This is a genomic window from Gilliamella sp. M0320, from assembly GCF_016101635.1.
In the GTDB taxonomy this organism is placed as follows: Bacteria; Pseudomonadota; Gammaproteobacteria; order Enterobacterales; family Orbaceae; genus Gilliamella; species Gilliamella apis.
On record NZ_JACFQD010000003.1, the window covers coordinates 228791 to 242306 of the forward strand.

The window sequence follows — 13516 nt, forward strand, 5'->3', positions numbered from 1 at the left end:
GAATGAGAGATAAAAAATAATTTATTGATATGAATTCAATTCGATCAAGGTTTGATTAAATCTTTGCGCATTTAATACATAATGTTGAGCATTTGTAATATTGGCTAGAATTTCTTTCTCAGTCAATTTGCGAATAATTTTAGCTGGAGATCCCATAATTAGACAACCTTCTTCATGTGGTAAGCTGTGGGTAACTAGTGAATTAGCACCTACCAAGCAATTTTTGGCAATTTTAGCATTATTTAAAATTGTGCTACCCATACCAATTAAAACATTATCTTCGACCGTGCAGCTATGTAAAATGACGTTATGGCCAATTGTCACGTTTTCACCAATAATACATGGAACATTAGTTTCAATATGAATCGTAGAGTTATCTTGGACATTACTGTTTTTACCAATATGTATCTTGGCGATATCACCACGTAAAACTGCATTAAACCAAATAGATACATTTTCATCTAAAACCACATCACCAATAATATCGGCAGATTTGGCAATAAAGCAAGTTGGATTAATTTGTGGTTTTAAGTTGCCTAATTGATAGATCATGTTTTTTTCCTTGTTATATTTCTAACACTCAAAAATAAACCGACGGCTAAGAAGTTACAGATCACCATTGAACCAACCATTAACCATTCAGTTAAATTATTGGTAACCGAGGTTGTGGTATGTGTTGAAACGAGTGTAGAAAGTAAAACACCAATAGCGCCGGCAACAGCAAAGCGAATCGTGCCTGCAAGTGAGGAGGCGGTTCCGGCGATATGAGAATAACAATCAAGAATTACCGCCATGCAATTCCCTCCTATGGTTGAAATACAACCGATATAACCAGCAATAAATATGACTAAAAAGAAAAATCCTAAGTTAAATATACTGGTAATTGCCATATCAATTGTCATTATAAACTGAATCAATAATCCCAATTGCATCATTTTAATCGAGCCAACTCGTCGTACCAGACGGCTATTTAGTGTGTTCATAAATATCATAACTAAAATATTTATAGCAAAGTAATAACCAAAATTGATTGAAGCAACACCATGTAAATTAATATAAACAAATGGCCCAAGACTGAGAAACGAGAATAATCCTGCTCCAGAAAATGCGCCAATCATCATATAAGTAAATACTTGCCTATGTCTAAATAACGCAATGAAATTACTTAAAATTCTAATTATGCTGAATTTATCACGTTTCGATTTAGCTAAGGTTTCAGGAATATTGATTGTTACCAATCCAAGGCAGATGATAGCCATTAAACTAAGAACATAGAAGTTCGCTTGCCAGTCAAACCAGAATAGAATAAAACCGCCAATAATTGGTGCAAGTAGTGGGGCAACATTGGAGATAAGCATGACAAAAGACATCATTTTTGAAAATTCATCACGATCACGATAAATATCTTTCATTAATGCATTAATGACAATGGTAGTTGCTGATGCTGCTATGCCATGAAAAAAGCGGGCAGTAATTAATTGATTTATATTGGCAGCTAGACCACAACATAATGCAGCAATGATAAAGATAATTAGTCCAAAAGTTAAAACTTTTCGTCGTCCATAGCTATCGGTTAGGGGCCCAAATAAAAGTTGGCCTAGTGAAAATCCTAATAAATAACAACTTATCGTTAATTGTACAGTGGAATCGGCAACATTAAATTTTTCGGCAATAGTTGGCATACTTGGTAAATACATATCAATGGATAATGGCATCAACATTGAAATTAAACCAAGAATAAAAATGAGTGCTTGTTTAGAAACTTTGATTACTATTTGCGGATCTTGTGTTTGCACGTCGTCATCCCTTTGGAGCTAAAATTTAGCAAAAAAAATTATTATTTATTGAATCTAATCAAAAATACTAATTAAACGAATTGATCTCGTCCTGAGTAAGTGGTCGATATTCACCTTCAGGTATATTAAGAACAATATTGCCGATCTGTTTGCGATGTAATTGGGTGACATGGTTATTTACCGCTGCAAACATTCGTTTTACTTGGTGATATCGCCCTTCGCTTATAGTGAGTTCTGCATGATAATCGTCAATGATAATCAATTTAGCTGGTTCGGTTAGAGTTTTTTCACTTTTTAACTGAATGCCTTGTTTAAATATATCAATAAGATTAGCGGTAAGTGGTTGTTCAACTGTCACTTGATAGACTTTTTCACAATGATGTTTAGGTGAAGTTATACGATGTGACCACTTACCATCATCGGTTAATAAAACCAAACCAGTGGTATCAAGATCCAGTCTGCCTGCTGAATGTAGTTTTTCTGCCATAGGTTCATCAATAAAATAGAGGATAGTAGGATGATCTGGATCATCAGTAGAACAGACATAACCTTGTGGTTTATTGAGCATAAAGTAGCGCTTTTCGGTAATAGGGACGATTTCGAAACCATCATATTCTACAATTTGATCTGGTGAGATATGATAAGCCCCTGATTTGACAATATCACCATTAACGGTAACTTTTTGGGCTTTAAGTTCTTTATTGACTATTGTTCGGCTCACACCTAAATGGTGAGCAAGAAATTTATCCAGTCGCATATTTAAATACTGTTCCTATATACAATCTAATGGTGTATAAATATCAAAACGATGATTTTTAGTTTTAATTTCAGCCGTTGGTTTTTGATTGGCTAAAAATGGTGCATAATCAGGCCGTTTGACAACAACTCGTTTTTTGGCTATTCGCCTTGCCGGTTCGAGCAAACTTTCGGCATCAAGATCACTACCGACTAATTGTTGAAAAATACGCATCTCTTTTTTGACTAATGCACTTTTTTGTCGATGTGGAAACATCGGATCAAGATACACAACATCAGGTTTATCTTGATATAAGCTGAGTCCATGTAAGCTTGAATTATAAATTAAACGTAACTGTTTTTGTAATAATTGACCAATAGTCGGATCTTGATAAGCACGATCAAGTCCATCAGCGAGTAAGGCTGCTACCACCGGATGACGCTCAAACATTGTAACCTGACAGCCAATAGAAGCTAATACGAAGGCATCTCGTCCTAATCCAGCAGTGGCATCTATAACGGTTGGTAAGTAATTACCTTTAACTCCAACAGCTTTGGCGATAGCTTCACCACGACCACCACCAAATTGACGACGATGTGCCATTGTGCCTGACACAAAATTAACTGCGACTGCCCCTAATTTTGGCTCATCGGTTTTTTGTAACTCAAGTTGATGAGCTTGACTAACTAAAACAAATGGAAGTTCGATATGATCGGATAACCACTGCTCAGCTAATTGTTTTAGCTGAGCAGAATTGATATTAGTGGATTCCATAGTGACGAAGTAATGCCTCAAGTTGTGGCTCACGGCCACGGAAATTTTTAAACAATGTCATAGGTTCATCACTGCCACCCTGCGACAAAATATTATCAAGAAATGCATTACCGGTTGATTCATTAAAAATTCCTTCTTCTTCAAAACGAGAAAATGCATCTGCTGATAAAACTTCCGCCCAAAGATAACTATAATAACCAGCCGCATAACCACCAGCAAAAATATGGCTAAACGCATGTGGGAACCGTCCCCAATCAACAGTAGGTACTACTGCAACTTGTTGTCTGACCTGTTTTAATGTCTCTAAAATATCCGGTGTTTTGTTACTATGTAGTTTAAAATCAAATAAACCAAATTCTAATTGACGTAAAATAAATAATGCTGCTTGGAAGTTTTTGGCATCTAGCATTTTATCTAACATCTCTTTAGGTAAAGGTTCTCCAGTTTGATAATGACCGGAGATAAATTCTAAAGCCTCAGGTTGCCAGCACCAATTTTCTAAAAATTGACTTGGTAATTCAACCGCATCCCATGGCACACCATTAATACCTGCTACCGACGATACCTCAATTTCAGTCAACATATGATGTAATCCATGACCAAATTCATGGAATAATGTGGTGACTTCATTGTGGGTGAATAATGCGGGTTTATCGCCAATTGGACGATTAAAGTTACAGGTTAAATAAGCTACAGGTTTTTGCAAGTGACCATCGGCAAAACGCATTTGGCCAATACAATCATCCATCCAAGCTCCACCACGTTTATGCTCACGGGCATATAAGTCGAGATAAAAACTACCTTTTAATTCTCCATTGGCAGCATAAAGATCATAAAATTTTACCTCTGGCGCCCAAACTTCTACGTCATGGCGTTGTTTAGCGGTAATACCGAAAATACGACGCACGACTTCAAATAATCCACTAACGACACGTTGTTCAGGGAAATAGGGACGAAGCTCTTCATCATTGATAGTATATAGATGTTGTTTTTGTTTTTCGCTGTAATAAGCGATATCCCATGGTTTAATATCACTTGCACCAAAGTATTCATAAGCATATCTTTTAAGATCGGCTAACTCTTTTTCACCTTGCGGTTTGGCCTTGCTGGCTAAATCAGTTAAAAAGGCAGTAACTTGCGAGGTTGTTTCAGCCATTTTGGTTGCTAATGATTTATCAGCATAAGTCTCAAAACCGAGTAATTTAGCGAGTTCATCACGAAGTGATAAAATTTGTTTAATAATATCGGTATTATCCCATTTACCTGCATTAGGCCCTTGATCGGATGCGCGAGTATTATATGCTTGATAAAGTTCAAAGCGTAAGTCTCGATTATCACAGTAAGTCATAATCGGTAAATAACTTGGCATATCTAAAGTTAGTAACCAACCTTCTTGATTTTTAGCTTTTGCCTGTTCTTTTGCTGCGGCTAAGGCACTTTCAGGTAATCCAGACAAGTCGTCAACATTAGTAATTAGTTTGGACCATCCCATTGTTGCATCTAATACATTGTTACTATATTGCGATGATAATTCTGAAAGTTTAGCAACAATTTCACCGTAACGTTTTTGTTTATCATCTGATAAGCCGATTCCAGATAATTCAAAATCACGTAAAGCATTGTCGATCACTTTTTTCTGTGCCTTACTTAAATTTTCATAATGCTTGCTATCTTTAAGTTGTTTGTAAGCTTGATATAATGGTTTATGTTGTCCAACCCAAGTGCTGTATTCCGAGAGTAATGGTAAACAGGCTTCATAAGCTTCACGTAATTCAGGACTATTTTTCACTGAATTAAGATGACTAACTGGTGACCACGCTCGGCTAAATTTTTCATCCATTTCATCAATGGGTTGTATTAGGTTATCCCAAGTGTATTCACTATTTTGTTCCAATACTGATTCGATTGTTTTACGACAGTTGTTTAATGTCTCTTGAATAGCAGGCAGAACATGCTCAGGTTTAATTTTTGAAAATTGGGGTAATGATGAATTGCTTAATAGTGGGTTAGTCATACTGCGATACCTTATGCGAATGATTATGGTTCTTAATAAAACATTATGTTGTGGCTAAAAACCTTAATTCAAGTCAAAATGCTGATTGGGTTTAATTATAAACCCATTAATTTACGCTCACGTTGCCATTCAGTCGGTGTATAGGTTTTGATTGATAATGCATGGATCCGATTATCATTAATAAATTCGGCTAAAGGTGCATATATAGCTTGTTGTTTTTTTACTCGACTTAATTCGGCAAAGATTTCACTAACTGCAATAACTTGAAAGTGGCTGCCATCATCCGTCATTACATGAACATCATCGAGGTCGAGTGAATTTTTTAATTTAGCTATAATTTCTTGCTTATCCATTATTTAAACTCTTATTATCTATATTTTGTTTATTAAAAAATTTTGAGGAAAGGGGTTTTTTATTATGAATTTGCATTAACAGTTACTGATTAATGACCGTTTGCAAATCATAAAGTTCAATTAATGTTTGTAACTGGGGGCTGATCCCGGTTAATTTGATATTATATTGGTTACAAAAATAGACTAGTGTCGCGAGCCCAGAAGAGTCAACGCGGGTAACTTGAGTTACATTGATATCCGTTACACCATTTAAAAGTGTTTTTTGTGTTGACCATAAATCATTTAATGAGTGAGCATCAAGCTCACCGATTAAATTAAGTGTATTTTGTTGTTTTTCTGCTTGGATTCGCGACATGATGAACTAACCTTTTTGTTTAGCGTTTGGATCAATATTGCGATTAGATAGATCATTTAACTGTTTAGTTAATGCGTCAATTCCATCTTGGCGTAAAATTGTTGACCATTCATTTTGTTTGGTTGTAATCATACTTACGCCTTCCGCTATTAAATCATAAGCTTTCCATTCACCAGTTACGGTATTTTTTCGCCATTGGAAATCAATTCGTAACGGTTGTTGATTTTTATCTGGTTGATTTAGTAATACACGGATAGAAATTAATGATTTACCGGTTAAATCTTTTGAGGCTTCAACTTGATAAGATTGACCGTTATACATTGAAAGCGCTTGGGCAAAAGCTTGAACTAGATAGTTTTCGAAAGCTTTGAAATAAGCCGTACGTTGTGCATCTGTTGCTGTTTTATATGCATTACCTAAGATGAGTGCACCAGCATATTTAACTTGTACATAAGGTAGTAAGTCAGCTCTGACAATATCTTTAAGTTTATTTGGATTTGATTTAAGCGTCGCTGATTGCGCTTTCATGGTATTAAAAATTTTGTCGGCTGCAACTTGCATATCTTTATATGGGTCATTTTCTGCAAACGCTGCTGTACTTATCATTAATGCAAATATTAAAAATAAGCTTTGTTTCAATCTGGTTAACATAATTACTCCTTACTTTCGTTAGTATCTTGTTTTTTGTCTTTATCTGACGAACCACCAGTACTATATAAAAATTGTCCAATTAAATCTTCGATAACCATTGCTGGTTTAGTATTGTTAATCACATAACCGTCTATAAGATAAACAGGCTTCTTGTTAACATTATTATTGGTTGGTGTAGAGGCTTCGTCTGCATCTAAAGCATCTAATTCCTGTTCAATGTTTTGATCTAATCCAAAATTAATATCAATGAATTGTTCACCTAATAACCCCGAGGTTTTGATAGAAAGTGAACTAGAGCTCGGAATTTTATCGTATTGGGCATCTAGATCCATAGTAACATAAGGTTTATAAACATCATCATTGACTGATTTTAAGTTAATATTACTTACACGACCAATTACTACTCCACCAATTTTAATTGGTGATCTTACCTTTAAACCACCAATATTATCAAATACAGCATAAACACGATAAGAATTATGACTAGCAAAAGATGTTGGATCAGTAACTCTAAAGCATAAAAATAGTACTGAGCAGATCACCAGTACCATAAAAAATCCTACTGTAATTTCAACTTGACGACTCATGTTTAATGACCTCAATTACTAAACATTAATGCGGTTAATATAAAATCTAACCCCAAAATAACTAATGATGAATAGACAACAGTGTTGGTTGTTGCCCGACTGATTCCTTCTGATGTTGGCACGCAATCATAACCATTAAATAGTGCAATCCAAGTACTAGCGATTGCAAATGCAAAGCTCTTAATAAAACAGTTACCTAAATCGTGCCACCAATCGACATTGCTTTGAATGGAAGACCAGAAAAATCCAGCATCAATACCTTTCCAATCAACGCCCACTAATACCCCACCTAAAATACCAACAGCGACAAAAATTGCGGTTAAAAATGGCATACAGAAAAATCCCGCCCAAAAACGTGGAGCAATAATTCTTCTTAATGGATCGATCGCCATCATCTCCATACTTGATAATTGTTCAGTGGCCTTCATCAAGCCAATTTCGGCAGTTAGGGCTGAACCAGCTCGGCCGGCAAAAAGTAATCCCGCAACCACAGGACCAAGCTCCCGTAATAGAGCAAGGGCAACTAACATACCTAAGCTTGCTTCGGCACCAAAGGTAGTTAAAATAAAGTAACCTTGTAATGCCAATACCATACCTATAAATAAACCCGATACGATAATAATGGAAAGTGATTGTACACCGACAAAATAAAATTGTTTAACAAGTAATGGAAATTGTTTGCTAAATTGAGGTTTACCAATAAGTGCACCAAATAGCATAAGCCCTGAGCGGCCTAACATTGCAATAATATTAATTGTTGATTGCCCAAGTTTTGCAATTAAGTTCAGCATTAGTTTACACCTCTACTTAGGTCTAATTTGTAATCAACAGCAGGATAATGAAATGGTACTGGACCATCGGCTAAACCATCTAGGAATTGTTTAACGCGTAAATCATGGTTATGACGCAATTCTTGAGATGTTCCACCGGCAATAATATGTTGTTCAGCAACAATATATGCATAGTCAGCAATACTTAATACTTCATTAACATCATGGCTAACTACAATACAGGTTAAGCCCAGCGATTGATTGAGTTCAGCGATGAGCTTAACGATCACTCCCATTGATATAGGATCCTGTCCAGCGAATGGTTCATCAAACATAATGAGATCCGGATCAAGAGCGATAGCTCTGGCTAACGCTGCACGTCGAGCCATACCACCAGATAATTCTGAAGGCATCATATTGGCTGCGCCACGTAGGCCTACTGATTGTAGTTTCATCAAGACTAAATTATGTAAAACTGGCTCAGGTAAATTTAGATGCTCACGTAATGGATAAGCAACATTATCAAATACCGATAAATCAGTGAATAATGCACCTGATTGAAATAGCATGCTCATGCGTTTACGGACTTCATATAGCCGTGATCGCGTCATACTAGGTACATCTTCACCATCAAATAAAATTTGACCAGCTTGTGGTTTTAATTGCCCACCAATAAGTCTTAATAGCGTAGTTTTACCAATCCCGGATGGCCCCATGATAGCGGTAACTTTGCCCTTGGGTACCGTTAGGTTCATATTTTTGTAAATAGGCCGAGTACCACGATAAAAAGACATATCGTGAATTTCGACCAAATTTTGCTGTAATGTGTCAGTCACAATGTGTTCCTACACTACCATAATTGAATTTTGAGTATTTTACTTGATTATTGTAAATAAACAAATGCGTTAAAATGAATTGATAATTTTCACTTTCTTAATTATAAAACATTAAGAATTTTATTGTTCGTCATTTTATGCTAAAACTTTATCTAAAAAACTTAGTAATAGTTGACGTAATCGGAGTTTTATTGAAATTTCATAGTGGTACTGTTAATTGAGTACCACTATATATCAATTTATTATAGGTCGTTATTCATGTCGAGCTTTGCGAGCTAAATAATTCCCTATGCTTTGTACAGTTTGTATTGCGATAACTAGAATCGCGACACAAATATAGATAACTGTATCATCAAAGCGTTGATAACCCTGTGAATAGGCTACATCACCAATACCGCCTGCACCAATAGCACCGGCCATCGCTGTAGCACCAATTAAACCAATAGTGGCGGTAGTGAACGTTAAAATCAAAGAGCTAAATGCTTCGGGTAGCATAAAATGCCAAATAATTTGTATTGGTGTTGCGCCCATAGATTCGGCTGCTTCAATAATACCACTCTTCACTTCTAATAATGAGTTTTCAACTAATCTAGCGATATATGGAGCAACATAAAATGTTAAGGGCACAATTGCTGCTGTCGTACCGATAGATGTGCGAACTATAAAGTAAGTAAATGAATGAAGTGAAAAAAGTAAAATAATAAAAGGTAATGATCGAACAAAATTGATAATTGGATTGATAATTTGATAAACCCGTTTATTTTCAAGTAAGCCAGAAGGTCGAGTGGTAACTAAACAAATTGCTAATGGAATACCAATTAATGCGCCTAATATTAAAGAGAAAACAACCATATATAGAGTGTCTAACGAAGCTTGTGCGTATTGTTCAATCGTTACTCGGCTTAAAAAATTAGTATTCAAATAATTGATAAAATCATTTACTACTTCCATTAGTTGTTCTCCCAATGTTGGATTTCTGTAACGTTGACTCCATGTTCACGAAGAAACTGTACCGATTGTTCGATATTACTATCACTGCCTTTTAGTTGAACAAACATGCTGCCCAATACAGTTTTTTCAATTTCTGACATATGAGCAAATAAAATATTGACGATGACTTTTTGTTGTAATATTAGTGAATTCATAACAGGCTCTGAGGCTGAGCGACCCAGAAATTCGAGTTTAAACAATTTAATATTACTTTTATTTCCTTCTATCTCTAGGAGATTTTCAACCACTCCTGCCGGAATTTGATCATTAATTACTGAGCTAACAAAATTTTGTGTGGTTTTATGTTTTGGATGACCAAACACATCAAGCACATTGCCATGTTCGATGATTTTACCTTTTTCCATCACCGCGACTTTATGACAAACCTGCTCTATAACATGCATTTCATGGGTAATTAACACCACTGTAATTTTATATTGATCATTAATTTTTTTGATTAATTCCAAAATCGATTGCGTGGTTTGCGGATCGAGTGCTGATGTAGCTTCATCACAAAGTAAAATATCGGGATCATTGGCCAAAGCCCGGGCAATGCCAATACGTTGTTTTTGGCCTCCTGATAGCTCTTTAGGGTAGCTATGAGCTTTATCACTTAAGCCAACAAACTCAAGCAGTTCATAGACTTTCTGTTTAATCGCTTGTTTGTCTTTTTTGATTAATACTAAAGGAATAGCAATGTTTTCATATACCGTTTTCGATTCAAGTAGATTGAAATGCTGAAAAATCATGCCAATTTTACGGCGTACTTGCCGTAGTTGTGGATTTGATAATTGATTTAATGATTGGTTTTGAATAATAACATTGCCTTGTGTCGGTTTTTCCAGAAAATTTATAAGACGTACAAGTGTACTTTTTCCTGCACCACTATAGCCAATAATGCCATAAATATCGCCTTTTTGGATGGTTAAATTAATGTTTTGTAATGCTTGAGTCGTAATTCCATTGCGTTCATATTGTTTCGATACATTTTCAAATTTTATCATTATGTTATACCTATCAATGTTGGGCTAATTCAATTAATCCTAGTTGCGCAAGATTTGCGAGATAATTAGCTGCTGGCATTATCATATTACGATTAACTAAAAATTTAGGATGGTGTAGTGCATAGGGGCTTTGCGAGCCAAGATTGATAAATGCACCGGGAACATGATGTAAGTAGTGAGCAAAATCTTCACCGCCGAGTTGTGGTTGAAAGTCTACCACCTCATAACCTTCCTGTTTAGCAATGTTTTGGCAAAAATTGACCCATTTAGCCACATTTATGATTGATGGTGGTCCATCAAACCATCTCAACTCGGCTTCAGCACCCATACTAAGAGCAATATTTTCGACAATACTGGTTAGTTGTTGCTTGACCTTTAGCCTTATATCGGGGGTAAGTGTCCTTACGGTACCTTCCATTTCAACTATTTCAGGGATCACATTCCAAGTGTTTCCACCTAAGAATTTGGTAATGCTAACCACTACTGGGTCGAGTCCACTTATGGTACGACTGGAAATTGTTTGTATCGCATTAACAATCTGTGCACCAATGACAATTGGATCAATACCTGATTCAGGTCTTGCCGCGTGGGCTCCAATACCTTTTACCGTAATTTCAATACGATCTACATTAGCCGAAAATGGGCCAGCTCGTGAAGCCATTTGGTTAATGGTTAAGTTAGGATTATTATGCATACCAAAAATAGCATCAACACCATTGAGTGCACCAATTTCGATAAAATGTAACGCGCCACTAAAATTTTCTTCGGCGGGCTGAAAAAGTAACCGAACTGTCCCTTTTAGTTGCTGTTCATTGGCTTTTAATAAATAAGCAGCTCCCATTAACACAGATGTATGCAGGTCATGACCACAAGCATGCATAACGCCTTGTTTGGTTGAACGGTATTGACAGTCAGATTGTTCATCTATGGGTAGGGCGTCAATATCTGCTCGTAAGGCAACAACTGGATTTCCTGAGCCAATTTCGGCGATAACCCCAGTTTTTGCCCCCAGTTCTAAAATACGAATGTTAGCTTGTTCTAGGCAAGTTCTTAACTTTTTTGTTGTTTCAAATTCTTGATTGGAAAGTTCTGGATTTTTATGTAAATCAAGAAAAAGTTGCTCAACAATAGGGGCAATCGTGTCAGTCATGGCATATCCAATAGCTATCAATTTTTGATACTTTTACGGTAGCACAGCTGACTTTTTTGCTCTAATAATCGTTTTTTATAACTTATTCCAAAAAGTTATAAGATAGAAGTACATGGAATAAATGAATTGTTATTTCTATGTTAGAGTGTTTGTTAAATTTACATTTCACTGAGGATAGTTCAAATGAAAATAAGTTTTATCAAACAAAAATTTGTTAACAATGTTGCACTATTAGCATTATTTAGTTCTATTTTTTTAATTACTGCATGTGATAACTCATCATCTAAGGTTGATAATCAAACTAAAAAAGAGATCAGTATGGGAGTATCACCTGGGCCGTATAATGATCTGTTCAAAGATGCTGTTAAACCAATACTTGAAGCTGAAGGTTATAAAGTCAAATTAGTTAATTTTCCGCATTTATTAGAATCTGATGTAGCATTAAGTGAAGGAAGTATAGATTTAACTGTCGCTCAGCATACCGCTTATATGGACGTTTTTAATAGTCAACGTAAAGCTAACTTAAAACCGGTAGTGCATGTACCTTCAGTGCCTGCGGCAATATTTTCGAATAAATATACTTCAATCAAAAATGTCTTTTCTGGTGCTAAAATTGGTATTCCTCAAGATGCCTCAAATGCGGCTCGCTCATATAATTTATTGGAAAAAGCCGGTTGGATTAAGTTAAAACCAAATACTAATCCAATTATTGTTAGCAAAAATGATATTGCCGAAAATATTGCTGGTGTGGATATTGTTGAAATGGATTCTGCCAATATTCCTAGAGTCTTAAATGAGTTAGACTTTGCCGTAATTCCGGGAAGTATCGTTTATTCTGCCAATATAGATTCGAAAAAAGCGCTGTTATCAGAAACAATTATCCCTGATTTAGAAATCATGGTGGTGGTTAACGGTGGTAATGAAAATAGCCAGTGGGCAAAAGATATAAAACGTATTTACCAATCACAACAATTTAAAGATTATATGCAAACACATAATCAAAATGGTTATTGGGTTATGCCACAAGAATAATAAATTTGCCCGTTTAAACACGGGCTATTTAATATTTAGGCATACTGGTATCAATGAGTTGTGCCCACGCATCAATGCCACCAGTTAAATTATATAGAAAATCACTATCAAAACCGTTCTCGACCAGATAGTTAGCCACATTGAGGCTTCTTACTCCATGATGGCAATAAATTACAATATCTACTTCGTCAGGAATTTTATCTAAATAAAGTGGTATTAAATTCATTGGAATATGATTGGCGCCGTCAAGCATACAAATGGCGACTTCATTAGCTTCTCGGACATCAAGTAAATAGAGCGGTGCTTTACTCTCAATTTTTTGTTTTAGTTGTAATGGGCTAATTTCTTTTATCATTGTCATTTTTCAAACTCATTTTAATTTCGTCAAAAATTTTGAGGAACGGGGTTTTTGGCAGCAAATTTGCTGTTGTTTAATTAAAAATCCCACCTTAACTGAATCTTATTGAT

The 13516-nt window shown here is 35.6% G+C and carries 16 protein-coding genes; 1 reads left to right on the top strand and 15 read right to left on the bottom strand.

The genetic code is table 11. The features are described from left to right. Positions 1-21 precede the first annotated feature (21 nt). From H3T83_RS05575 to H3T83_RS05640, 14 genes are all read right to left on the bottom strand, one after another. Entirely contained in the window at positions 22-552 is a 531-nt protein-coding gene (locus H3T83_RS05575; protein WP_198215310.1) for a gamma carbonic anhydrase family protein, read from the bottom strand. Beyond that, complete coding sequence (locus H3T83_RS05580) at positions 549-1796, bottom strand: Bcr/CflA family multidrug efflux MFS transporter (RefSeq protein WP_198215311.1); 1248 nt, start codon at positions 1794-1796, stop codon at positions 549-551. Before H3T83_RS05580 ends, H3T83_RS05575 begins: the two co-directional genes overlap by 4 nt. A 67-nt stretch (positions 1797-1863) precedes the next feature. Further along, entirely contained in the window at positions 1864-2553 is a 690-nt protein-coding gene (gene rsuA / locus H3T83_RS05585; RefSeq protein WP_198215312.1) for a 16S rRNA pseudouridine(516) synthase RsuA, read from the bottom strand. A gap of 15 nt (positions 2554-2568) precedes the next feature. Next, positions 2569-3306, bottom strand: coding sequence for a class I SAM-dependent methyltransferase (locus H3T83_RS05590; RefSeq protein WP_065651462.1), 738 nt, complete (start codon positions 3304-3306; stop codon positions 2569-2571). Next, positions 3293-5320 (bottom strand): oligopeptidase A, encoded by a 2028-nt coding sequence (gene prlC, locus H3T83_RS05595; RefSeq protein WP_065651461.1) that lies wholly within the window; start codon positions 5318-5320, stop codon positions 3293-3295. Before prlC ends, H3T83_RS05590 begins: the two co-directional genes overlap by 14 nt. A gap of 95 nt (positions 5321-5415) precedes the next feature. Beyond that, the gene (locus H3T83_RS05600; RefSeq protein ID WP_065651460.1) at positions 5416-5673 is read right to left on the bottom strand and encodes a BolA family protein; all 258 of its coding nucleotides are present in this window, start codon (positions 5671-5673) and stop codon (positions 5416-5418) included. An 82-nt stretch (positions 5674-5755) separates the two neighbouring features. Beyond that, on the bottom strand, positions 5756-6028 hold the full coding sequence (locus H3T83_RS05605) for an STAS domain-containing protein (RefSeq protein ID WP_065577546.1): 273 nt from the start codon (positions 6026-6028) through the stop codon (positions 5756-5758). Positions 6029-6034: 6 nt separating this feature from the next. Next, positions 6035-6679: a phospholipid-binding protein MlaC gene (gene mlaC / locus H3T83_RS05610; RefSeq protein WP_198215313.1), complete on the bottom strand. Its 645-nt coding sequence runs from the start codon at positions 6677-6679 to the stop codon at positions 6035-6037. A gap of 2 nt (positions 6680-6681) precedes the next feature. Beyond that, a complete protein-coding gene (gene mlaD / locus H3T83_RS05615; protein WP_034901263.1) occupies positions 6682-7266 on the bottom strand; it encodes an outer membrane lipid asymmetry maintenance protein MlaD in 585 nt (194 codons plus the stop codon). Between the two features lie 11 nt (positions 7267-7277). Then, positions 7278-8057 carry a lipid asymmetry maintenance ABC transporter permease subunit MlaE gene (mlaE, locus tag H3T83_RS05620; protein ID WP_034901265.1) on the bottom strand — a complete coding sequence of 260 codons (780 nt, stop codon included), beginning with the start codon at positions 8055-8057 and terminating at the stop codon, positions 7278-7280. Then, positions 8057-8872, bottom strand: coding sequence for a phospholipid ABC transporter ATP-binding protein MlaF (gene mlaF, locus H3T83_RS05625; protein ID WP_034901268.1), 816 nt, complete (start codon positions 8870-8872; stop codon positions 8057-8059). The genes mlaE and mlaF overlap by 1 nt, the downstream gene beginning before the upstream one ends. A gap of 252 nt (positions 8873-9124) precedes the next feature. After that, positions 9125-9724, bottom strand: a complete 600-nt coding sequence (locus H3T83_RS05630) for a methionine ABC transporter permease (RefSeq protein WP_370528011.1) — start codon at positions 9722-9724, stop codon at positions 9125-9127. Positions 9725-9822: 98 nt separating this feature from the next. Beyond that, positions 9823-10866, bottom strand: coding sequence for a methionine ABC transporter ATP-binding protein (locus H3T83_RS05635; RefSeq protein WP_198215315.1), 1044 nt, complete (start codon positions 10864-10866; stop codon positions 9823-9825). A gap of 13 nt (positions 10867-10879) precedes the next feature. Continuing rightward, positions 10880-12016, bottom strand: a complete 1137-nt coding sequence (locus H3T83_RS05640; RefSeq protein WP_198215316.1) for an amidohydrolase — start codon at positions 12014-12016, stop codon at positions 10880-10882. 183 nt (positions 12017-12199) lie between these two features. On the opposite strand from H3T83_RS05640, the gene H3T83_RS05645 reads away from it, so the two are divergent. After that, positions 12200-13048: a MetQ/NlpA family ABC transporter substrate-binding protein gene (locus H3T83_RS05645; protein ID WP_081298764.1), complete on the top strand. Its 849-nt coding sequence runs from the start codon at positions 12200-12202 to the stop codon at positions 13046-13048. Between the two features lie 28 nt (positions 13049-13076). On the opposite strand, the gene H3T83_RS05650 is transcribed toward H3T83_RS05645, so the two are convergent. Further along, positions 13077-13409, bottom strand: coding sequence for a rhodanese-like domain-containing protein (locus H3T83_RS05650; protein WP_081298763.1), 333 nt, complete (start codon positions 13407-13409; stop codon positions 13077-13079). Between the last annotated feature and the right edge of the window lie 107 nt (positions 13410-13516).